Origin of the sequence: Sorangium sp. So ce302 (assembly GCF_051530145.1) — a bacterium.
In the GTDB taxonomy this organism is placed as follows: domain Bacteria; phylum Myxococcota_A; class Polyangia; order Polyangiales; family Polyangiaceae; genus Sorangium; species Sorangium cellulosum_B.
Map to the genome: position 1 here is coordinate 9,463,025 of NZ_CP150326.1, position 23,242 is coordinate 9,486,266.

A 23,242-nucleotide genomic window follows, 5' to 3' on the forward strand; every position below is an offset into this window, starting at 1 on the left:
GGGGGCGACTGCCCCTGCTCCAGCCGGCGGGCGCTGCGCAAAGCGCCCGCGAGCGCCGCGAGCCAGCCCCCTGTCGAGGCGGCCTCGAAGGCGCGGCCAGCGGGCGCGCGCGTGGTGGCCTATTGTCTGCTCTTCAGCGCTCGGGTAGGCGCACCGCCGCGGAATTGCCACCTCGAGCGCCGGGGCGGCCCGAGCAAGGGGGCGATGACACCGGGGTCTGCTCGATAGCGCAGGCCGCGCAGCGTGGCTGATCATGTTGGTGGCGCCCGCCCGACTCTCGCCTTCGACATACCCGAGCCTGCTTCGACGAACCCGATGAATCCAATCGTGATGCTCGACGACTCAAGGTCGGCGCGCTGGGCAACTTGACCGGTCCTCCGCTGGGCACCAGGAGATGCTTGGTATCCGCGCAGGGAAGCGTCCGCTCGTCGACGGCGAGCACCTCGCAAGATGAGGCGCAGGGCGCGCGGACGGGGTCTGCGCAGAAAGGAATCGTTATGCGCATCGAAAAGGCGATTCTCGGCAGCCTCGCCGCAGCCGCGCTGTTCGGGGCCGGGCCGCTGGACGCACGAGCGAGTGAGCCCGTGGCGACAGCGCAGAACGCGGTGGCCAGCCCGGCCGGCTGGAATCTCGCGGGGAGCAAGCCGGAGGCGTACGCGGTCGGCACGACGGTGCCCACCACGGAGCTGTCGCTGGCCAAGACGCTCCCGCAGCGGCCGGTGAACCTCGGCTTCGACGACTGACAGCGCCTCGCCTCCGATTGAACCCACACCTGCACGCGCCCTCTCGACGGCGCCTATCACGACGAAGGCGATCTGCTCGGTCGGAGCCAGCGTGGTCCTCTGCAGACGCGCGAGGTCGGTGACGTGCTGCCCGAGAACGCACGACATCTTGGGCCGCCGTGAGCCAGCCCGAGGGCCTCGGTCAAACGCCGGCTCCTCGCGGGCAACGGACGTTACTTGGCGGCTTCGAAGCTGAGCGCGAAGCGGGCGCGGCGCGGGGTCGTGCCGGCGAGGTGGATTCTCTCCACAATACGGATCACGCATTGATCGCTGTCGACACCCGTGTAGCCGCCCAGCTTGGCGGCGCTATCCGGGCTGAGCTCGATATCGAGCTCGGCGGGGCTCTTCGGCGGCTCGGCGTAGCAATACGGCACCCGGCGCGACAGCACCTCCTCGAGCAAAGCGATCTCCTGCTTGCTCAAGGCCTTCGCGCTCTCCGCGTTTGCCTTCGCGATCACCCGCACCTTGGGCTTGCCTCCCAGGCGGAAGACGTCGCACGCGATCCGGCCCTGCTGCGACCTGCCGTTCGCGGCCTCGACCCGCGCCTTCGCCGCGTCGGCCTTCTTCTCGCGGTCGGTGTCCGTGTAGACCTTCACGAGCGAACAGCACGCGCTCACCGAGCCGCTCGCGCACGCTCGATCCAGCGCCTTCTCGGCGATCGCCGCGTGAATCTTCGCGGGCTCGAGGTCCATGTGCAGCTCGCCGCGCTCCTCGCAAGCGGCGACTTCTCCTGCGTTGCAGGCGCGGTCGAAGCTCTCGTCGACCTCCTTGTCGTGACCGTCCTGACTCGAGAGCGCACGGCCGAGCGCGAAGCAGCTCTTCGCGCTCTTCTGGCACGCGACGCGGAGCTCCTTCAGGTGTACCTCGCGCTTGTCACACGCGCTCTTCGCGCCGAGCTTGCACGCCTCGCCGAACGCCCGCAGCGCAGACCCGAGCGAGAACCCCGGGGTCGCCTTGTCTTCCGTCTTCGCGTGGAGGTCGCCCAGCGTCTCGCACGCGGCCGCCTTGCCCGCCGCGCACTCGGTCTCGCAGGTCTCGATGTCCTGCGCTTCGCTGCACGTCTTCGCCGGAGCGGGGGCCGCGGTCGGCGCGGGCTCGGCGGGCGCCGGGCTCACGACCGGAGCAGGCGCCACGCCGCTCGCACCAGGGGGCGCCTGCGCGGGCGGGGCGGCCGCCGGCGGAGCCGGTTGACCGCACGCCACGAGCGAAGCAGCAGCGCAGCACGGGAGGAGAATGGCAGCGAGGCGCATTTTCACGGGCGCCACCGTACAGCCATTCCGAGCTGGCAGGGCGGAAAAACGGGATCGCTGGAAGACGCCAATCACCCGGAAGAGGAGCGCGAAGGACCCGCTGCCTATCGCCGCCCACGCCGTCACGGCGAGGTGGATCCTCTCGCCGTGTCCGATTCGGCCTCTGCCGGGAGCAAAGGGAGCTCGACGATGAACGCGGCGCCTGCGCTCGGCGCGCTCTCGACGCGGATGGCGCCGCCATGGGCCGTGATGATCCATCGAACGATGTAGAGGCCGAGGCCGAGGCCGCCGAAGTTGCGGACAGAGACGGCGCGCTCGAAGCGCTCGAAGATGCGGGCCTGATCGGCCTCGGCGATGCCCATGCCGTGATCGCGGACGACGAGCAACGCGCGATCACCCTCGCGGCGCACGGCGACGTGAATGGGGCCCCCGGCGCCGTACTTGATCGCGTTGGACAGAAGGTTGATGAGGACCTGCTCCATGCGAGAAGGATCCCAGCGCCCGACCACGGGCTCGTCCAGATCGAGCTCGGCGCGGCAGCGGGCGTCGTCGAGCTGCTGGTGCATCCGCTCGACGACCTCGCGCGCCACCGCCGCCAGGTCGACCGGCGCTCGCGAGAGGGTCAACCGGCCTGCGTTCAGGCGCGTGACGTCGAGCAGCTCGTTGACCAGGTGGGCGAGCCGCGCGATCTGTCGGTTGAGGACCTGGATCGCGGCGTCGATGCGCTCCGGGGCGATCTCCGCGCGCCGGTAGCGAGGCAATAGCCGGGCGAGGAGGTGGGCCTGCATCGTCAGCGAGGTGAGCGGGGTCTTGAGCTCGTGCGAGGCGACGAGGAGGAACTCGTCCCGGCGCTCGATCGCCTGCTGGGCCTCGGCGAACAGGCGCGCGTTGTCGAGGGCGAGCGCGGCGCGGCTGCCGAGCTCCTCGGCGAGCCACAGGTCGGCGGGCCGATAGCGGCGCCCGGGCGCGGTCGCCAGCAGGGTCATGACCCCGAAGCGCCGGTCGCGCGCGAGGAGCGGGACGCGGAGGAAGGAGTGAACGCCGAGCCGCTCGAGGAGCGGCGCCACGCGGACGTCGCCCACCTCGATCCGGTCCGGCGCGGTCGCTGCCAGGGGCCGCAGCGCCTCGATCACCGCGCCGGCGAGCTCGGCCGGCACGCCCGCGGTGACCGCGGTGACCGTGGATCCAGGGGTGCCCTGGGCGAGGTCCACGTCGATGACGCACCGGTCGGCCAGCTCGGGGACCGCGAGGTGCGCCACGCTCTCGAGGGTCGCGCCGTAGCCGAGGGCCATCAGCTTGCGGCTCGCCTCGGCGAGGAAGCGCTCGGCGATCTCGGCCCGCTTGCGCTCGGTGATGTCGGTGGAAATGCCGCAAAGGACGCCGGGCATGACCTCCTCGCCGAGAGGGAACTTGACCGACAGGAAGGTGCGCTGATCGTCTTCTACCAGCGTCTCCTCCTCGAACTCCAGCGGCTCGCCCGCGTCGAGCACCCGCCGGTCGTTGGTCTGGAGCACCTCGACGCACGCATTGCGAAAGAGCTCGGCGTCGGTCTTTCCAAGGAGCTCATCGCTCGGCAGGCCGAGAAGGTTGCCCGCCTGGCGGTTGGCAAGCAGATACCGGCCCTCGCGATCCTTGAGGTAGATGGCCGCGGCGGAGTTGTCGACGATGGCCTGCAGCGTCGCCTGGTTGGCCTTCAGCGCCTGCTCCGCCCGCCGCCGCTCGGCGTTCTCCTGCTCGACCTTGGCATAGAGCATGGCGTTCTCGAGCGAGATGGCCGACTGCGAGGTGAGCAGCTCGAGCACGCTGAGCCGCCCTGGGGTGAACGCGCCGGCCACGAGCCCGTTCTCCAGGTAGAGCACGCCGAGCAGCCGGGCCTGCCGCATGATCGGGAGGCACAGCACCGACCTCGGCCTCTTCTCCGTGAAATACTCGTCCTCGGAGAACGTGTGCTTGGCCGTTGCGTCGTCGAGCAGCACGCGCTCGTGGCTGCGAAGGACGTAGTTGAGGATGGATTGCGGCAGCGCCCCCGGCGCCTCGCCCGCGTCGAACAGGCGCGCCGCGCCCCCGGACGCGGCGATCGCCGCCGCGGTCGACATGCGATCCTCCCGGATCAGGAGCACATGGCCTTCGTCGGCGCCTGCGTGCTCGATCACCGTGCGCAGGAGCATCTCGAGCAGGCGCGGGAGCTTGAGCTCGCCGGAGATGCTCTGAGAGGCCTTGACGACGGACAGGACGTCGAACTGCTCGGCCCGGACGGCGAAGGTGACGGTGGGCGCGATCGGCCTGCGCTCCACGAGGTGGGGATAGCGCTGGTCGAGTTGCTCGACCTTGGCGTGGGCGCCCCAGCGAAAGTAGGCGGCGCGGGCGTCTCGCAGGTAGGCGACGGCGGGCGTGGGCAGGCCGCGCGCGCGGTAGAACCCAGCGGCGAGCTCGCAGGCGATGGCCTCGTGCTGGACGAAGCCGCCCTCCCGCGCCGACCCGATGGCCTGCTCGTAAAGCCGCACCGCCTCCGATTCCTGCCCGCGGAGCCGGGCTATCTCGGCGCGGATCAGGGCGTGCTTGTGGAAGAAGTTGTCGGGGCAGCTCGAGGCCCACTCGCCGAGCTGCCGCTCGCAGTCGAGTAGACCCGCGGGGAGCTCCTCTGCCGGGGATGGCCGCGCCCCGTGTTGCTCGTGCGGCGCGCGCGCGTCGCACGAGACGGCCGCGAGCGCCAGCGCGTAATAATAGCAGTTCTCGGCGATGAGCGCGGAGGGCTCGGTCCTGAGGGGGTGGTCGACGATCACGCGCGTCGCCGCGGCGAGCGCCTCTCCGGGAGGGCCGAGCACGAAGAGCGCCTGGGCCTTCATGCTGTAATGGAGGCCGCGAGCGCCCCGCAGTTCGCCCTCGTCGAGCCGCGCCTCGAAGGCCGACGGGGCCAGATCAGAGCCGTCCAGCGTCGCGTAGCCGACCGGCCTCCCTCGCAGCGTCTGGATCATGGCGTGGCCGCTGAGGAGGGGTCCGTGCGCGAACGCGTAGCGCGTCCTGCGCACGAAGCCGAGGCGCTCCTCGACTTCGTGGAGCACGTCCTCCAGCGGCCCGCCGGAGAGCAGCTGGAACAGCGGGGCCCAGATACAGTTGAAACACGCCATGTTCAGGTCGCCGGACTCGACCGCGGCGCTGAAACCGGCGCGCGTGTACGGAGTTGTCTCTCGGTAGTGGCGTGTCCAGAAGACGACGTGCTGTCCGAAGAGGGTGAACACCAGCGCTTTCAGGGTGAGGAGGCCGCTCCTGTCCGCCAGGTCGTGGCCGACCTTTCCGAGCAGGTACGCTTCCCGGTATCGCCCGAGCCGCGGGCCGAGCATCCGCGCGAAGGCCGCATAGGCATGGGCGGAGCTCTCGGCGTTGCCGTGGCGCAGGCTGAGCTTCACCATGCGAACGATGGCGAGGCAGTGGAGGTCCTGGTCCACGAAGATCGCGGGGCCGGCCACGCCGTGCAGCACGGCCATCAGGAGCTTGCTCGCCCGGTGCTCCATGGGGGGCAGGTGGAGCAGATCCTCGATCGCACGGTCGCGCAGGGCCTGCCAGACGCTCTCGATCTCTTCTGTGACCTGTGCCTCGGTGGGATGGGGCGGAAGATCGATATCCCAGGTGCGGAGCCACGAGAGCCCGATCTCCACGGCGTGGTCGCTTCGCCCGCGGGTCTGGTAGAAGACGACCGCGAGCTCCACGACGGCGGCGCGCTCGATCTTGGTCTTCGCGTGCTCCAAGAGCTCCTCGAGGAGCCGCTCGGTCTCCTCGAAACCGCCGGTGACGTACGCGGCGCGCGCACGCTCGAGGCTCAGGTCGTAGGTCAGCTCGTACCGGGTCTCCCAGCGCTCGCGGGGATCTTTCGCGAGGAGGGCCATGCCGGCGGCGAAGAGGGCTGCGGCGGACTGGTAGGCGGCGGCGGCCTTGGCCTTCCTGCCGGCGCGGAGGTTGAGGGCGGCGAGCTCGTCGCGCTCCGCCTGGGAACGCAGGAGGACGGCGCCGCGGTTGAGGTGGTCCACGATGTCGAAGAGCGCGTCCTCGCGCTCCTCCGGGCGCCGTGCCTTCAGGAGCAGCTGGCCGATCCGGAGGTGCACTTCGGGCAGCTGTCCCGCCGGGATGAGCGAATAAGCGGCCTGCTGCACCCGGTCGTGGAGGAAGCGGTAGGAGGACCCTCTCCGGCAGACGAGCAGCCCCTCGCGCACGGCCTCCTCGAGCGCCTCGCGGAGCTCTTCCGCCGGGCGGCTCGCGACGATCGCGAGGGCGTCGAGGTCCGCGCTGCTGCCGAGGCACGCGGCGAGCTTGAGGGCGTCGCGCGTGGGAACGGGGAGCCGCTTCAGCTTGCCCACCATCAGCTCGACGATGTTGTCGGTGAAGCCCTGGTCGCGGATGGCGGCGAGGTCCCACCGCCACGCGCCCTCGTCGGCGTCGAAGGTGATGAGCCCCTCTTCGTGCAGGGTGATGAGGAACTGGAGCACGAAGAACGGGTTGCCTCCGGTCTTCTCGTAGACGAGCCGGGAGAGCGGCGCGGCCGGGGCGTGGACCGCCTCGGCAACGAGGGCGCCGACGTGGGGGGGAGAGAGCGGCGCGAGGGCGATGTCGTCGACAGGGACGCCGTGCTTCTGCGCCTCGGCCAGCGTGAGCCGGAGCGGGTGCGCGGGGCCGACCTCGTTGTCGCGGTAGGCGCCTATCAGCAGCAGGTGCGCGGCGTCGGCGCGGGTGGCGAGCTGCTCGAGCAGCTGGAGGCTGGCCGCGTCGGCCCACTGAAGATCGTCGAGGAACAGCGCGACGGGGTGCTCCTTCTGGGCGCACGCCGCGACGAACCGCTGGAGCGTCGCGTGCAGCCGGCTCTGCGCCTCGGCGGGCGGGAGCTCGGGCACGGGCGGCTGGGGGCCGAGGAGCAGCGCGAGCTCGGGGAGCAGGTCGGCGAGCAACCCGCCGTTCTGGCCGAGCGCCTCGCGGAGGCGCTGCCGCCAGCGGTCGGCCTGCTCCTCGCTCGCGCACAGGATCTCCCGCGAAAGCGCCCGGAAGGCCTGGATGAAGGCGTGGAGGGGGATGTCGCGCTTCAGCTGATCGAACTTGCCGGAGAGGAAGAAGCCCCGCTCGCGCACGATGGGCCTGCGCAGCTCGGCGACGAGCGACGACTTTCCGATGCCCGAGTAGCCCGACACGAGCACGAGCTCGGGCCGGCCGCTCGCGACCACGCGCCCGAACGCGGCGAGCAAGGCCTGGAGCTCGCGCTCGCGGCCGTAGAGCCGCTGCGGGACCTGGAACCGAGCGGGGACGTCGCGCTGGCCGAGCGGAAAGGCCTCGATGGTGCCGCTCGCGCGCAGCCGGCCGACGCACCGGTCGAGGTCGTACCGCAGGCCGAGCGCGCTCTGGTAGCGCGCCTCGGCGGCCTTGGCGAGCAGCTTGAGCACGATCGCGGACAGCTGCAGGGGAATCAAGGGGACGAGCGCGTGCGGCGGCCGCGGCGCCTGGGCGATGTGGCAGTGGACCCACTCGACGGGGTCGCTTGCATGGAAAGGCAAGGTGCCGGTCAGCATCTCGTAGAAGGTGATGCCGAGGGAGTAAAGGTCGGTGCGCTCGTCGATCCAGCGGTTCATGCGGCCCGTCTGCTCGGGCGCCATGTACGCGAGCGTGCCCTCGATGAGCCCGTCGTATGCGAGCTCGTCGGCCTCGCGGGGCGAGAGGGAGGCAATGCCGAGATCGGTGATCTTCACCTCGCCGGTGTCGGGGTTGTGGAGCAGGTTCTGGGGCTTGATGTCCTTGTGAATGACGTGCCGCCGGTGGAGCTCGGCGAGCGCGCCGGCGAAGCCGATGGCCAGGGGCAGGAAGCGCTCGATCGGCATGGGGCCGCCGAGGCCCCGGTCGAGCGAGCGGCCACCGAAGTCCTCCAGGACCAGGGTCACCTGGTCGCGGAACGTCTCGATCCCGTAAGCCTTGACGACGACCGGCGACTCGAGCGCCCTGGCGATCTCGAGCTCGTGCTGCAGGCGCCCCAGGGCGCGCGGGCTCGCGTGGTCGCGCCGCAGGGCCTTGAGCACCACCGGCAGGCCGTCCTCCTCGCGTCTCGCGCGATAGAGGATCGTATCCGCACCTCGGTGGAGCACTTCCAGTACGCAGTAACGTGGGCTATCAGACATATGTGGAAGGGTCGAGCGCCGGAGCGGCCCCGAGGCGCCGGCCGATTTGCGATGGTGGCAAAAGGACCGCGCTTTGCCACGGGAAACGGCGGCGCAATCCTGGGCCGGCTCGCCCGCGACGCCCCGTCATGCCCGGCGAGCCTTAGGAGCAGGAGCGCTCGCGAGCACCTCCCTCGCTCCGTCGCCCTTGCCCGGCGCGCTGGCGCTGTGATAATTTTTTTGATGACTCGGAGTTCGGGGGGGTCGACTGGCTCCGATAAACGCCGAAGCAGGCTCTGCTATTTCCTGCCTTCGTTCCGTCAGCCACCTTCGGCTCTCGTCGTGGCAAGACCGCTACTGCCCTGCCGCCCGCCAGCACGGTGAGGGAGGGTCGCTGTCTCCCCTCCAAGCACCTGCCGGCCAGCGCGGCACCTCTGCGATTCGGTGATGCTCACTCTACCCAGCTACCACTCCGTCAGCCATTTCGATCCGAAAGGCGACTCCGCCCGATACCGCGCCGTCCGTGAGAACGACGGCGCCCCCGTGGTGCTCAAGGTGCTCGGCGCGGGCGGGTCGCGCATCGTGGACCGCGCCCGCGTCAAGCACGAATACAAGCACATCGCGCGAATCGAGTCCGAGCGCGTCGTCAAGGTCTACGGCCTGGAGGAGCATGACGGGGAGCTCGTCCTCGTCCTCAAGGACACCGCCGGCGACGAGCTCGAGAACTACCTCGCGGCGTGCGGCAGCCTCGACGTCGACAGGTGCCTTGAGCTCGCCATCTCCATGGCCGAGGCGGTGCGCGTGCTGCACGGGCACGGGATCGTGCACGGCGCCGTCAGGCCGAAGAGCTTCCTCGTCTCTGGCGACGGTCAGGCCCGGATCCTGAACTACGGGGTCGACGCCGCGGTCACGCGGGAGCGCGAGTCGCTCTACAGCGATGCTGTCATTTCCGACGTGCTCCCTTACATCTCGCCCGAGCAGACCGGCCGGATGAACCGCAGCGTCGACCACCGCTCCGATCTGTACTCGCTCGGCGTGCTCTACTATCGCATGCTCACCGGGGCCGTCCCCTTCCAGGCGAGCGACCCGCTCGAGCTCATCCACGCCCACATCGCCCACATCCCCGAGCACCCCGCGGCGCGAAGCGCCGCCGTGCCCGCCGCGCTCGGCGATGTGGTCATGAAGCTGCTCTCCAAGAACGCGGAGAACCGTTATCAATCCGCGAGCGGCCTCCTCGCCGACCTTCACGAGTGTCGGCGGCGCCTCGACCATGGCGAGCTCGATCGCTTCGACCTGGGCCAGCGCGACGCCGCGTACCTGCTGCAGATCCACCAGAAGCTCTATGGTCGTGAAGAGAGCATCGAGCGCCTCACGGAGGCGTTCTTCGGAGTCCTGGGCGGCACGCGCAAGATCGTCCTCGTCTCGGGCTACTCCGGCATCGGGAAGTCGTCCCTGGTGCAGGAGATCCTGAAGCCCCTCGCGCGCGAGAAGGGCTATTACATCACCGGCAAGTACGACCAGTTCAATCGGGACCGGCCCCTCGGCCCGGTGCTCCAGGCGTTCGACGCGCTGCTCCGGCAGATCCTGTCCGAGAGCGAGGAGCGCATCGCGCGCTGGCGAGCGGCGATGATCGAGGGGCTGGGGAGCAACGCGCAGGTCATCTGCGAGGTCCTCCCCGCGCTCGGGTTCCTCATCGGCGAGCAGCCGCCGGTGCCCTCCCTCGGCCCCGTCGAGGCGCAGAACCGCCTCAACCTCACCTTCCAGCGCTTCGTCTCCGCCTTCACGGGGCAGGGGCGCCCCATCGTCCTCTTCCTCGACGACCTTCAGTGGATCGACGCCGCGAGCCTGAGCCTCGTCAACGCGCTGCTCGAGGCCGAGGGGCTCGGGGCCTTCTTCTTCTGCGGCGCCTACCGCGACAACGAGGTGAGCCCCGCGCACCCCTTCATCCGCGCCGTCGACGAGCTCCGGAAGAGCGGCGTCGAGATCGAGCCCATCGTGCTCACCCCGCTCGAGCTACCGCACGTCAAGGCGCTCATCAGCGACAGCCTCGGGCGCTCGGACTGCGCGCAGCTCGCGGCCCTCGTGCTGAAGAAGACGGGCGGAAACCCGTTCTTCATCAAGCGCTTCCTCAAATCGATCCACGACAGCGGCGCGCTGTCCTTCGATGAGGCCGGCCGCTGGTCGTGGGATCTCGCGGCGATACGCGCCCTCGAGTACACGGATAACGTCCTCGACCTCATGGGGAGCAACATCCGCCGCCTGCCCCCCGCCGCGCAGGACGCGCTCAGGCTCGCTGCGGCCCTCGGCAACCGCTTCGATCTGGGCACGCTCTCGACCGTCAGCGAGTGCTCCATCGACGAGTTTTACGGGCGCGTCGAGCCGGCGCTCAGGGAAGAGCTCATCGCGGGCGACGGCGCGTGCCATCGCTTCGTCCACGACAAGATCCAGGAGGCCGCCTACGCGATGATCCCCGTCGAGGAGCGGCCGGGGCTCCACCACCGCATCGGGGTGCTCCTGCGGCAGCAGCTCGGGTCCGACGCGCGCTCTCTCTTCGACGTCGTGAACCACCTGAACCTCGCCGGCGACCTGATCCAGGACCCCGCGGCCCGCGTCGATCTCGCGCGGATGAACCTCGCTGCGGCCGAGCGGGCCGAGGAGAGCGCGGCGTTCGACGCCGCGCTCAAGTACCTGGCCGAGGGCATCGCCAGGCTCCCCGGCGATCCGTGGGCGACGGAGTACGAGCTCAGCTTCGCGCTCACCACGAAGATGGGCCTCATGCAGGGGCTCTCCGGCCGCCCGGACGACGCCCTCCCCACGCTGGAAGGGGCCGTGGTCCACGCGAGGAGCCGGCTCGACAAGACGCGGGCCCACGGGCTCAAGGTGCGGGTCCACATCCTCAAGGCCGATCTGCACGCCGCCCTCGAGGAGGGGCTCGTGGCCCTGCGCGCCTTCGGGATCGATCTCCCGCCCTTCCCGTCAGACGAGGCGGTCGCCGGCGACGTCGAGGCGACGCTCAGGTTCCTCGACGGCCGATCGATGGAGTCGCTCTGCGATCTGCCGCGGCTCGCCGACCCCGAGGTCGCCGTCCTGCACAGCGTGCTGGAGGAGATGATCTCGTCCTGCTACTTCCTCGCGAGCAACAACTTCGGCTTCTGCGTGATGAAGATCCTGCGAGACACCGTGCAATACGGCGTCTCGCAAAGCTCGGTCTTCGCCTACGTCGTCTTCGGCCAGATCCTGTGCGTCAGCGGCCGGATCCCGCTCGGCTACGCCTTCGGCGAAGCCGCGGGCGAGATCCTCCGGCGCTATCCGGACAAGCGGAACGACCCGATCCTCGCCTGCATGTGGGGCGCGTTCGTCATGCACTGGCAGACGAGCTACGAGAAGGGGCGAGAGGTCCTGTTCTCCGGCATCCATGCCGGCCTGGAGACAGGACAGTACGTCTGGACCTTCTACTGCATGACCAACGCGAACACGGCGACCCTCCTGCTCGGCCGCCCCCTCGCCGAGATCAAGGCCGAATCGCAGTCGCTGCTGCCCATCAGGAAGTTCGACAGGTGGAATTTCATCACCTGGATGGTCTCCTGCGTCGGCCAGATCTGCGAGAACCTCATGAGCCCGGATCCTGGGCCGACGGAGCTGGCCGGCGAGTGGGTCCAGATCAAAGAGCTCGTCGACAGCGCGGCGCAGGTCAACAACCAGGCCTCGCTCTTCTTCACCATCTTCTACCGCCTCTTCCTGCGCGTGTTCCAGGGCGACTACGCGGGGGCCGCCGCGCTGGCGATGGAGGCGAACCCCACCATCATCGGGATCGCCGGCTGGCAGGGCAACCCGCCGTTCCACTTCTACGGCGGCGTCGCCCTCGTCCAGGCGGCCGACAGCGCGGATCCGGAGACCCGGGAGCGGTATCTCGACAAGGCCCGTGCCCTCGGCGAGAAGGTCGCCTTCTGGGCGAGCCATGCGCCCGACAACATGAGGCACCGCCACCTCCTGCTCGCGGCCGAGCTCGCGCGCGTGAGCGGCGACAGGCGAGAGGCGCTGGATCTCTACGACGAGGGCATCCGCGCGGCTGTCGAGGGCGGCTATCTCCACGACAGCGCCCTCGGCAACGAGCTCTGCGCGCGCTGCTACCTGGCTCTCGGCAGGACCACGAGCGCGCGCGCCTACATGACCGAGGCCCACGCCCAGTATGCGCGCTGGGGCGCCGCGAGCGCCATGGCCCGCCTCGAGCGCGACCATCCCGATCTCGTGCTGCTGCCCGCCCCTACCGGCGCAAGGACCGGCGTCAGGGAAGACCTCGACCTGCGCAGCGTGCTCAAGGCCTCTCAGGCCCTCGCCGGGGAGATCGTCCTGTCCCGGCTGCTCGAGGCGCTGATGCGCATCATGCTCGAGAGCGCCGGCGCGCGCCGCGGCTTCTTGATCCTGAAGGACGACGGGCGCCTCACCATCGAGGCCGCCGGCGACATCGCCGGCGGCGTCGAGCGGATCGCCTCGACCCCTCTGGATTCCCGCTCCGATCTGGCCGCCAGCGTGGTCCAGTATGTCGCGCGGACCGAGGACAGCGTCGTCATGGCCGACGCCCCGAGCGATCCCGCCTTTGGATCCGACCCTTATATCAAGGCCGTCCAGCCGCGATCGCTCCTCGCGACGCCCATCTTCCACCAGGGGCGCGTCCTCGGGATCGTCTACCTCGAGAACGCGCTCGCCAGCGCGGTCTTCACGCACGATCGCGTCGAGCTCATCCGTCTTCTCTCCGCCCAGGTCGCCGTCTCGCTGGAGAACGCCCGCCTCTTCGCCCAGCTCGAGGACAAGGTGGAGGCCCGCACGGCCGAGCTCCGCGCGGCGCACGCCGAGCTCGGCGTGCTCTATGCCGCGCGGGAGCGCGAGCAGGAGGAGCGGATGCTGGAGCAGCGCGCCCTCATCGAGCAGCAGCGCGAGGTCATCCACGCCCTCTCCGCCCCCATCCTCCAGGTCTGGGATGGCGTCCTGGCCGTGCCGCTCATCGGCGCCCTGGACGGTGAGCGCGCCAGCGAGCTGATGCAGAGCCTTCTCAACGCGGTCTCGCGCGGCGACGTGCGCTTCGCCCTCCTCGACACCACCGGCGTCGAGACCATCGACGAGGCCGTCGCCGACCACCTCGTCCGCATCATGCGCGCCGTCGAGCTCCTGGGCGTCCGGCCGATCGTCACCGGCATCCGCCCCGCGGTCGCGCGCACCATGACCTCTCTCGACGTCGATCTGCGCTCCCTCGGCACGCACGCCACCCTGCGCGAGGCCCTCAAGTTCTGCATGCGGAGCCTCGCGGCCCGCTGATCCCGCCAGCGCAGCGCCGCTGCGAAGCGCCGCTGCGCGCGTCCGAGCCCGGCGCGCGCTCGCGTCGTCCGCGCGCGGCGGCGGGCTCCCGCGGGCTCAGGGCGAGCAGGTCCCGGTGCCGTTGTTCTCCTCGCGCACGCTCTCGGGCACCCAGTCGAGGCGCTCCACGAACGCGTCGACCTCGCAGCTCGGCAAGCTCTCGTTGCCCATGATCTCGATCCAACCATTGACCGTTCGGGCGCCCAGGCCGCGGAGCGTCGCGAGCGAGCGGTTCCCCTCGACGATGAGGCTATCGAGATCAGCCAGGCCCTCGAGTCCGGTCAGCCCGAGCAGCGCGTCGTTGTCCTGGATGACGAGCTGGCTCACGCGGACCAGGCCACGCAGCGCGTCGATGTCCACGAGCGATTCGTTGCCTTCGAGCGTCACGACATCGGTCACGCCGACGCCCTCGCTGAACGAACCGAGCCCGTCGAGGCTGGTCAGCGCGGGGTTACCGACGATCTCGATCCCGTTTCGGACGTTGCGGAGGCCGCTCAGGTGCCGCAGATCCGCGAGCCGGGGATTGTACGCGATCGACAGCAGCGAGAGATCCGAGATCTGCTCCACGCCTGCAAGGCTCACGAGCCCGGCGTTATGGCCCAGGGAGAGCACCGACAGCTCGGTCACGCCGGCGAGGTCGGACAGGTCCGCCAGGGAGCCACAATCGGAGATGAACAGCTCTCGCAGGCGCGTCAGGCCGCCGAGATCGATCCTGGTGAGCTTGGGGTTGGAGGTGAAATAAATCGACTGCACTTCGCTCGAGTCCGAGCCGAGGTGCGCGAGAGCGTCGGCGATCACCAGCTCGGGATTCGATTCGATAACGGCATACAGGACACCACGGAGCGAGAGCATGCCCGTGAGCGTGCCCATCGATGAATTGCCGGTGATGATGAGACCGTCGACGGTCTCGAGCCCCCCGAGCCCGACCAGGTGCCGGAGACGCTCGTTCCGCGCGATGGAGATGGATCCCGCGTGACGGAGCTGGTCGAGGCCGTACAGCGAGGTCAGCTGCGGGTTCTCCGCCAACACGAGGTTCTGGACGGTCGAGAGCCGCGAGACACCGTTCAGCTCGCGGAGCCCGTCGTTCCCGGAGATGTCGAGCACATCGAGCTCCTCGACGGCCTCGAGGCCGTCGAGGCTGATCAGCGCATCGTTCTCGAGCACGCTGATCTGCCCGCGGCGCAGGCTCGCCAGCCCGCGCAGCGACGAAAGCCCGTCGTTGCCCACGATCCAGAGCTCCCCCTCCTCGAAATTCTCGACGCCTGGCAAGAACAGGAGCGCATCGTTGTCGACAAGGCGGAGCGTCCCCCGGCGGAGGCCCTGCAGCCCGTCCAGCGACACGAGCCGGTCATTGCCCTGGATCAACAGCACCCCCTCCTCGAGCCTCTCGAAGCCTGACAAGGAATCGAGGGCATCGTTGTCGATCACGTGCACCTCATGTGACGTCAACCCGACGCCGGCGACGCTTTCGAGGATCGGGTTTTCACGGATCTCGATGATCCCCTTGACCCGTTGCAGGCTCGGAAGCCCGCCGAGACGCAGCAGCGACGCGTTCCGCGCCACCTCCAGCCGCGCCCCGATGAAGGAGAGGGAGTCGAGCCCGCTCAGGCTGGGCAGCCGGCTGGTGTCGCTGATCACGAGGCGGCCCGAGATGCTCGTCAGACACGCGAGCGGGGACAGGTCGGAGACCTCGCCGCCGATGTCGAGCCTGCCATTGAGCACGGTGACGCCGCGCAGCTTCTCGAGATCCTCCTGGCGATTGACATTCCAGGTGCCGCTTTCCACGCGGGCCGGGTCGCACCCCTGCTCGGCGCCCCCCGCGCCACCGGCACCCGCGCCACCGGCACCCGCGCCCCCGACGCCCGCGCCCCCGACGCCCGGCTCGCTCGGCCCACCTCCCGAGGATTGACCGCCTGAACTGGCACTCGCGCCGATCGCTGGGTCGCCCGAGCTCGATGACGTGGCGCCGGCGCCGCCAGCCCCTGCCGTCGATCCGACCTCGCCTTCATCCGCCGACGGTCCCTCGATGTCGAGCGCATCCCGGGCCCCACAGGCCGACGCGAACGCAATCGCCGCAAACACGCCCACCCACCACGGGTTCCGCATGCCGCGAGGTTGGGCTCACCGCGATCCCGCGTCAAGAACGACCGGGTGCTGGAACTGTGCGGTTACAGCACGGAAATTTTGCAGGAGATGCGGAGCGCGCCGTGCCCGTCTCGCTCGTCTGGGACCGCTGACAGGTCCGCTCAGGGTGGCTGTGGAGTGAAAGCAACCCTTCGTTGCATGGATCATCTGTCGATAGAGCGCCGCGTTTGCAGGAGGGATCGCTTGCGATCTCGCACACGGAGCCTGATCACCACGGCCGCGGCCCGGGCGCCAGGGCGCGCGAGCTTGCGCCGCGCTCGTCTCTGCGCGATCGTCTCGCCATGCAATTCGTCGAGGTGCTCACAAGAGACGGCATCGCCGAGGTCACGCTGAGCCGACCGAAGGTCAATGCCATGAACCAGGCGGTGCTCCGCCAGCTGGCCGACGTCTTCCAGCGGCTCGCGGAGGACGACGCCGCGCGTGGCGTGCTCGTCCGCGGCGCCGGCAACTGCCTGTCTGCGGGTCTCGATCTCCGCGAGGTCGCGTCGCTCGATCGAGAGGGGCTTGGAAGCTTCCTCGACGACTTCGACGCCGCCTTCGGCGCCGCTTTCCGTTTTCCGAAGCCGCTCGCCGCCGCCGTTCACGGCCATGCGATCGCGGGCGGGCTCCTGCTCGCGATGTGCGCTGACTTCCTCGCCCTGGGCGCCGGCGACTACAAGGTCGGTCTCCCCGAGCTCGCCGTGGGCATCGCCTTCCCGCGCGTCGCCTTCGAGATCGCCCGGACCGCCTCTCCCGCCCGCGCGCTCCGGAGGCTCGTCTTCGGCGCGGAGCTCCATTCCCCCGCGAGCCTCTTCGACATGGGCGTCGGCGACGCGCTCTCCGCCGAGCCCCTCGAGGACGCGCGCCGCTTCCTCGCCACGGCGTGCGGCCGCCCCGCCGCGGCGTTCCGCCTCGCCAAGGCGAGCCTCCGCAGGGAGGCGTGGGAGCGGGTCGCGGCGCAGCCGACGGCCGAGCGGGAGGCCCTGATGGACGCGCTCCTCTCCTCGAAGCAGGCCTTTCTGCCGGCATGAACGCGCAGCCCTCGGCGCGCAAGGGCTGTCGCTCGCGCCCCTGAGCGCGCCAGTCGCCGAGATCCCCGCCTCCTCGCCATCACGGATGGTCCGGCGCTCTCATCCAGTCGCGCCGCCACGCCGCACACGACGACTGACCGACGATCCGTCGGACGATCGGGCTCCCCTCCTGGAGAGGCGATGTTCGTTCGATCGCCTATCCATGCGTCGAGGTGGCCACCTTCATTGCACAGCCTGCCGGAGCGATGAATCGATGAGACCGCCTGTACGCGACGAGCGCCCCGATGACCACATTGTCATCGTCGCATGCGGCGGGCGCCGATCGGCGGACACAGCCGCGATCAAAGTGATGCTTGCCGGGAATGACGAGTTCACCTAATCGATCAACGGAGCTCGCGGGCACGCCCTGATTCACTTATTCATATTGGACGGAACCCTGCGACTCACTTGATCTTGCTTGGAGAAATTTGATGCGTACAACTCGCTTTCTTGGACATTGCTTCGCTTCGTTTGCATGCTTCTTGCTCGCCTGCAGCCCTGGGCCGCTGCACGACGAGCGCAGCGATTCCCTCGTCTCGGGGTTGAGCAGCCTGGATGGCACGATGGAGGCGGAGCTCACGGTTCCGGCACAGTGGCAATCTGGATACTGCGCGCTTGTGACGGTGAGGAACAAGAGCACCGACCGGACCACCACCGCCTGGGGCGTGGTCGTGGCGCTCAACGGCTCGTCGTTGCGCCATGCGTGGACCGCCAGCGTCACGCCGTCCGATGGGCAGCTGCGCGCCGTCAATGAGAGCTACAACGGCACGCTGAGCCCGGGCGCCACGGCGTCGTGGGGGTTCTGCGCGGACGGCGCCGAGAAGCCCGCGCTCGTATCGGTCGACGGCGGCGATGGCTCGAGCGCATCCGCGAGCTCCTCGGCGAGCAGCGGCGAGGGCGGCGCCGCGGCGACCGGCGGCGGCGGCGGTGAAGGTGGCGAGGGAGACGGCGGCGCCACGGGCACCGTTGGTTCTGGCGGCGCGGGCGGCGAAGGCGGCGCCACGTCCGCAGGCGCGGGCGGCGAGGGCGGCGCCACCACCACCGCAGGCGCGGGCGGCGACGGCTCCACGACCGCAGGCGCGGGCGGCGAGGGTGGCGCCACCACCACCGCAGGCGCGGGCGGCGACGGCTCCACCACCACCGCAGGCGCGGGCGGCGACGGCTCCACCGCAGGCGCAGGCGGCGCGCCGCCGTTCGATCCCGCCTGCGGCACGGCGACGGCGACCTTCGCCGATGTGCAACCCATCCTGGAGCGGAGCTGCTCGAACGAGTACTGCCATGGCAACGCCAGCACGCCGGCCGGCGGGCTCGACCTCCGTGCGAGCGCGGCGGTCGGCGAGCTCGTCAGTCAGGACGCCGGCCGCTGCTCCGGCGACCAGGTGCTCGTGGGGCCATTCATGCCCAGCAGCAGCTATCTCATCAACAAGCTGAACGGCACCGGCCTGTGCGGCGATGCCGAGATCCAGATGCCCCCGGGCGCGCCGCTGCCCGAGGCCGACATGAAGACGATCATCGACTGGATCTGCGCAGGCGCGCCCGACCGCTGAGCGTCGTCGGCGTCCGCGGCAGAATCACCTCGTGGAGAGGTTCAATCTCCTCACGCCACGGAGTTCACTCGTGTCGTGTGATGACCACCGCGACTGCCAGCTCCACCCACCAGGAGCCCGCCGCTCGTGGACTCGCTGCCGGAGCCTTGCCGCTCCCCAGCGCCCGCGGGCTCCGCTGAGATCGCCCGCGCGCAGTGGTTGCGTGCCGACGAGCCGGCAGAGAGGTAGTGCACGTCCTACGGAGGGTAGCGCGGAGGCAGCCTTGCGCCGCTCCACCGCTGGCCTTGAAACGCGTCGGTGTCAGGCGGTGGCCTCCGCGAGATCGCGCTCGAACGCCGGCGAGGCTTCGGCTTTCGCTTGCGCCTCCAGCCAGGCGGCTTCGTCGAAGGTCCTATTCGCCATCGCACGCTCAATCGCCTGCGTCTCTCGGAACTCCCGCGCGTCTGCCGCTAGCGTCCACGTTACCTCCAGCGACATCCGCCCGATCTCCTGGCGGATGTCGTGGAGCGGCACACGGAAGAACTCCTTGCGGGGGTTCACCTTGTTCACCTGGTTGCGGACAAAACGCTGATGGAGCGCCCGTTCGAGGGCTGGAGCATCCTGGCTAGAGATCATCGCGTGCACGTCGAACTCGAACGGCACGCTCGCATCGCCCAGCTCACGGACTCGGTCCAGGGGTTCGAGCCGCCGCGTCATGCCGATCTTGTAGACGTGCTCTCCGAACGAACCGACGTTCGAGATGATGTAGACGTGCCCGGCCTTCGTCTGCTGCGCCATCGAGACGGCGCGCTGGTTTTTCTCCTCCGCCGCGCGGAGACGCTCGGAGAGTTCGAGGAGCTTTTGCTCGTACTTGGCGCGTTCTTCGTCGTTCGCCTTCTCCACATCGCGACGTGCCTTTTCCATCGCCTTTCTGATCGTCTCCTCCTCCTTCTCGGCCTCCTTCTTCGCCTTCTCGAACTCGCGCTGGGCTCGCTCCTCCTCCCGGATTCGCTCCTTAATCTGCCGCTGTTCCTCGCGCTCCTTCAGCTTCAGCTCCTGCGCGATCACGGCCCATCGGAGCTCCTCGAGCCGGGCGTCGAGGTACTCGGGTAGGATCCGCGCCTCGCGGAAGGCGCGCCCGTTCTGGTTCACCAGCATGAAGGCATCCCGGATCTTCTGCTGCAAGGTCCCAAAGTTGTCGTGCCGAACATCGGCGAGAATCGTGTCCACTTTGCCGTTGAACGCGTCGAGCACGAAGGCGATGGCCGTCGTGCGGCGGTTCGCCTCCGCGTACTCGCACGTTGCCGCCGCGCCGTCGCTGATCATGTCGCGGCACTTGCCGCGCGCCGCCTTGAGGCGCTGACCTGCCTCGGCGAAACCGAACTCCTCGGCGAGCTCGTCCAGGAGACCCGCCGTCGGCATGACGTAGCGATCGCCGTAGCCCTCGATCACGTTTTTCATCGCCTGCGCGGTCTGCTCGAGGCGCTTCGCTTCCCGTTGCGCGGTGAGCGCAGCGCCGGCGATCTCCTCGGCGCGCCGGTTCGCGTTGTCTACGATACGGGCCGCGTCGACAGAAGCCTGGCCCAGCGTCGCTTGAACCGAGGCGCGCGCCGCCGCCTGGGCGGCCTGCGCCTCTGCCGCGACCTGCGCCTTGAAGGCGTCGGCCGCGGCGTGCTCCTGCGCGTGTGTCGCGCGCGCGTCGGCGAGGAGGCGATCGGCCTCCCGTCGAGCGCCGCTGGCGAGCTCCGCCGCAGCCGCCTCCGCGTGCGCCCTGAGCTGCGCTGCCCACGTCTCGGTTTGCGCCTTCAACGCGTCGGCGGCGGCGAGCGCTTGGGCGTCCGTGCTGCGCGCGTCGGCGAGGAGGCGATCGGCCTCCCGTCGAGCGCCGCTGGCGAGCTCCGCCGCAGCCGCCTCCGCGTGCGCCCTGAGCTGCGCTGCCCACGTCTCGGTTTGCGCCTTCAACGCGTCGGCAGCGGCGAGCGCTTGGGCGCCCGTGTTGCGCGCGTTGGCGAGAAGGCGCTCGGCCTCCCGTCGGGCGCCGCTGACGAGCTCCGCCGCAGCGGCCTCCGCGTGCGCCCTGAGCTGTGCTGCCCACGTCTCGGTCTGCGCTCGTATTCCGGCTGCGGCGGCTTCGGCGTCGACGATCGTCTGATAGCGGCTGAGGCGCTGAAGTTGCTCCTGCAGGCTCGCGACGTGCTGGCAAAGACCTCCGTTCGCATCGAGCGCCCGCTTGAGCTCGCCGCTTACCTGCTGGCGTGAGCTCTCCATTTGCCGGAGCGAGCCCTCCGCTTGCCGGAGTGAGACGCTGGTCTTGTGCTCCTTAAACGCGAAGAACGCCGCGATCGCGAGCGCGACCACGACAAGGACGATGAGAACGAGCTCCACGATGCTCCTTCTGCGGACGGCAGCACGCCGCGCTTCCAGAGTACGCGACCATCGTGTCGCGCGTCCCGGCACGGATCTGAGGGCGGCTCATCTTTGTCGATCGCGGGAGCATCCCTCAACACGCCTCACGACATCAGGGCCATCCCATGTCGCGCCAGCACGCACGACGCCCTACGTCGGCGCCAGCGTGAACGTCGCCTTCGCTCGTCTCCGAGCGCCTGCGGCCTGAACGGCAGAATCGTTGCACTTGCTCGTTTCCACGGAGAAGAGGCGGGCATGAAAAGCTGGGAGCCGCTCTTCGTGGAGAAGCTCGAGGCGACCGACCTCGGCGATGACGCCATCCACGATCTCGCGCACATCACACGGATGGTCGCGACGGCCGAGGCCCTCGCGGCGGACGAGGCGGTCAGGCTAGATGTCGTCGTTTCAGCGGCGTGGCTGCACGATCTCGTAAACGTCCCTAAGAACGACCCCAGGCGCTCCCAGGCCTCGCGTCTCTGCGCGGAGGCGGCGCTGGCCTTCCTCCAGAGAATCGATTATCCCGAGGAGCTCCTCGACGACATCCCCACGCCATCGAGGCCGACAGCTAGGGTGCAGCGTGGCCGCACGGTGGGACCGGTGATGTCGCGGGCCCATCACCGCGGACGACGCGGCGGCGGAGGGCGCCCCGTTGGGCCACACCGGAGCCGCCCTCGGCGGCGAAACAGGCGGAAACCGTGAAATCACTGCTGTTTCCGGCGACAGCTCGTTATCGACCGGCTTTTCTGGCGGGACGATTCCACGGAGGCGAACCGTTGCGATCCGTCGCTTCCCTGGGGATTTGGGGAGGGCGTGACGACGGATCGCAGCCCCTCGGAAGGCGTGGGCCCAACCTGGGCCCAATGAATAGGCGTTTGCGGGACTGCGCCCGAGCAGCAGCGGCGGCGAGGTCCCGGCGCAGTCCCGTAAACGTCGGGTTGGACCGGGCCGGTTCGCGGCCGGGCGAGGCGGTCGCGAGGCCTATGGAGATCCTGCCCGAGAAGGCCGCAGAAGGCGGGCGCGGCGGGGCTCGCACGCGTGGTGCATCCCGCCGCCACGACGTTGGGCGCAGACGCGCCGAGGCAGAGCACGGCGCCGACGGAGGCCCAGCAGCACGCAGGCCGCCGACGTGGACGGCGCAGAAGGCGGATCGATGCCTGACCGCCGCGCAACGGAGGTGGTGCTGTCGCTTCTGCCCAGGCCAGCGATGCTCATGACGTGTCCGGAGGAGCAGCGGAGGAGGCGATGACGCACGACGGCAGCGGGCGGCGAGCCATCGCAGCCTGACCGCAGCGAGGACAGATGGACAGGTCGACCCCCGTGAGCGCGGCGAGCAGCGTACACCAGTCGACCTTGACGACGTGGCGCGGAGAGGGCTCGTGAGAGCTGCCTTCCCGGTGCTCATCTCCCCCGACAGCGCGCTGCCCTGCGTCTCGCGCCGCCATGATCCTCGTGCGTGCCACCTCGAGCGTGGTGGTGGCGTGACACGCAGCCATCAAGCCGAAGTGTCGGATCTTCACGAAGCGATGAGGCAGCACGTGCATCAGGAAGCGACGCAGAAACTCCTCTGCGGAGAGCGTCACGGTCTTGTCTCCGCGGGTCCGGAAGCACACGCCGCGCTCATCCATCCACCGCAGCCGGTGATTGGACAGCCCGACACGGTGGGTATAGCGACCGAGGTAAGCAAAGACCTGCTCGGGCCCAGCGAAGGGCGGCTTGGCGTACACCACCCAGGGCTTGCGGTAGAGCGTCTTGAGCAGCGCAGCGAAGGCAGCGGGGTTGGCCAGCGCGGCGGCCCCGCCGGTCAGGTCGAGCTCTCCGGCGTCATAGGCCTGCCGAAGCGCGGCGAGCAACTTGCCGCGGAAGAGCTTGCCGAGGACCTGCACAGGGAAGAGGTAGCCGCTCCGCCCCTCGATCCAGCGCGAGCCGTCGAGCGAGAGCCCACCGCCCGTGACGATGCAGTGCAGGTGCGGATGGAAGCTGAGATTGCGGCTCCAGGTGTGCAGCACGGCGGTGACACCGATGTCGGCGCCGAGCCGCCTGGGATCGCGGCCGAGGGTGAGCAGGGTCTGCGAGCCGCACTGGAAGAGCAGATCGAAGACCGTCTGCGGGTTGACGAGCGCCAGCGGGCGCAGCTCGGCCGGGAGCGTGAAGACGACGTGGAAGTAGTGCGTCGGCAGGATGCGCTGCTGCCGCTCGGCGATCCACCTGGCCTGGCTGAGGCTCTGGCACTTGGGACAGTGGCGGTTGCGGCAGGAGTTGTACGAGGGCTGCTCGTGGCCGCAGCCCGTGCACACGTCGACATGGCCGCCCAGCACCGCGGTCCTGCACGCGGCGATGTCGCGCAGGACCTTGCGCTGGGCGGTGGAGACGGCGTGGGCGCGCAGGTAGGCCTCGCCGTGGGCGCGGACGATATCCGCGACCTCGAGACGAGGCCTACCCGTCGCCGCGGGCCGCGGCGCCAGGCGATGCGGGTGCACGCGACCTCAGCCGAGCTTCTTCTTGGCCTCCTGGGTGCCGAGCACCTCGACCGGGCTGCGGGTGCGACCGACGTGAGCCTGGCTGACGCGGACGTAGCGGACGGTGGTGCGGATGAGCGATGGCCGA

General features: G+C 69.6%; 11 protein-coding genes. 6 read left to right on the plus strand and 5 right to left on the minus strand.

Features of this window, described 5'->3' with window-relative positions:
- Positions 1 to 497: 497 nt before the first annotated feature.
- Positions 498 to 743 carry a hypothetical protein gene (locus tag WME73_RS35830; protein ID WP_437740849.1) on the plus strand — a complete coding sequence of 82 codons (246 nt, stop codon included), beginning with the start codon at positions 498 to 500 and terminating at the stop codon, positions 741 to 743.
- Between the two features lie 212 nt (positions 744 to 955).
- Here the strand turns inward: WME73_RS35830 and WME73_RS35835 are convergent, their stop codons facing one another.
- Complete coding sequence (locus WME73_RS35835; protein ID WP_437912453.1) at positions 956 to 1,915, minus strand: hypothetical protein; 960 nt, start codon at positions 1,913 to 1,915, stop codon at positions 956 to 958.
- Positions 1,916 to 2,154: 239 nt separating this feature from the next.
- Positions 2,155 to 8,181: an AAA family ATPase gene (locus tag WME73_RS35840; protein ID WP_437912454.1), complete on the minus strand. Its 6,027-nt coding sequence runs from the start codon at positions 8,179 to 8,181 to the stop codon at positions 2,155 to 2,157.
- 426 nt (positions 8,182 to 8,607) lie between these two features.
- Here WME73_RS35840 and WME73_RS35845 point away from each other — a divergent pair, with 426 nt between their 5' ends.
- A complete protein-coding gene (locus WME73_RS35845) occupies positions 8,608 to 13,473 on the plus strand; it encodes an AAA family ATPase (RefSeq protein ID WP_437912455.1) in 4,866 nt (1,621 codons plus the stop codon).
- Positions 13,474 to 13,569: 96 nt separating this feature from the next.
- On the opposite strand, the gene WME73_RS35850 is transcribed toward WME73_RS35845, so the two are convergent.
- Positions 13,570 to 15,297 (minus strand): leucine-rich repeat domain-containing protein, encoded by a 1,728-nt coding sequence (locus tag WME73_RS35850; protein WP_437912456.1) that lies wholly within the window; start codon positions 15,295 to 15,297, stop codon positions 13,570 to 13,572.
- A 641-nt stretch (positions 15,298 to 15,938) separates the two neighbouring features.
- On the opposite strand from WME73_RS35850, the gene WME73_RS35855 reads away from it, so the two are divergent.
- Positions 15,939 to 16,667 (plus strand): enoyl-CoA hydratase/isomerase family protein, encoded by a 729-nt coding sequence (locus tag WME73_RS35855; protein ID WP_437740854.1) that lies wholly within the window; start codon positions 15,939 to 15,941, stop codon positions 16,665 to 16,667.
- Positions 16,668 to 17,269: 602 nt separating this feature from the next.
- Positions 17,270 to 18,253, plus strand: a complete 984-nt coding sequence (locus WME73_RS35860; RefSeq protein WP_437917469.1) for a cellulose binding domain-containing protein — start codon at positions 17,270 to 17,272, stop codon at positions 18,251 to 18,253.
- 300 nt (positions 18,254 to 18,553) lie between these two features.
- On the opposite strand, the gene WME73_RS35865 is transcribed toward WME73_RS35860, so the two are convergent.
- The gene (locus tag WME73_RS35865) at positions 18,554 to 19,558 is read right to left on the minus strand and encodes a DUF4041 domain-containing protein (protein ID WP_437917471.1); all 1,005 of its coding nucleotides are present in this window, start codon (positions 19,556 to 19,558) and stop codon (positions 18,554 to 18,556) included.
- A 438-nt stretch (positions 19,559 to 19,996) separates the two neighbouring features.
- Between WME73_RS35865 and WME73_RS35870 the strand changes: the two genes are divergently transcribed.
- Positions 19,997 to 20,491 carry a hypothetical protein gene (locus tag WME73_RS35870; protein ID WP_437912457.1) on the plus strand — a complete coding sequence of 165 codons (495 nt, stop codon included), beginning with the start codon at positions 19,997 to 19,999 and terminating at the stop codon, positions 20,489 to 20,491.
- Between the two features lie 426 nt (positions 20,492 to 20,917).
- On the plus strand, positions 20,918 to 21,337 hold the full coding sequence (locus WME73_RS35875) for a hypothetical protein (RefSeq protein WP_437912458.1): 420 nt from the start codon (positions 20,918 to 20,920) through the stop codon (positions 21,335 to 21,337).
- 509 nt (positions 21,338 to 21,846) lie between these two features.
- On the opposite strand, the gene WME73_RS35880 is transcribed toward WME73_RS35875, so the two are convergent.
- Entirely contained in the window at positions 21,847 to 23,115 is a 1,269-nt protein-coding gene (locus tag WME73_RS35880; protein WP_437912459.1) for an IS91 family transposase, read from the minus strand.
- Positions 23,116 to 23,242 lie beyond the last annotated feature (127 nt).

What these genes read in the sequence shown, in the direction of transcription:
- WME73_RS35830 (WP_437740849.1), top strand. Translation starts at nt 498, where the DNA reads ATGCGCATCGAAAAGGCGATTCTCGGCAGCCTCGCCGCAGCCGCGCTG.
- WME73_RS35855 (WP_437740854.1), top strand. Translation starts at nt 15,939, where the DNA reads ATGCAATTCGTCGAGGTGCTCACAAGAGACGGCATCGCCGAGGTCACG.
- WME73_RS35860 (WP_437917469.1), top strand. Translation starts at nt 17,270, where the DNA reads ATGGAGGCGGAGCTCACGGTTCCGGCACAGTGGCAATCTGGATACTGC.
- WME73_RS35865 (WP_437917471.1), bottom strand. Translation starts at nt 19,558, where the DNA reads ATGATCAGCGACGGCGCGGCGGCAACGTGCGAGTACGCGGAGGCGAAC.
- WME73_RS35840 (WP_437912454.1), bottom strand. Translation starts at nt 8,181, where the DNA reads ATGTCTGATAGCCCACGTTACTGCGTACTGGAAGTGCTCCACCGAGGT.
- WME73_RS35845 (WP_437912455.1), top strand. Translation starts at nt 8,608, where the DNA reads ATGCTCACTCTACCCAGCTACCACTCCGTCAGCCATTTCGATCCGAAA.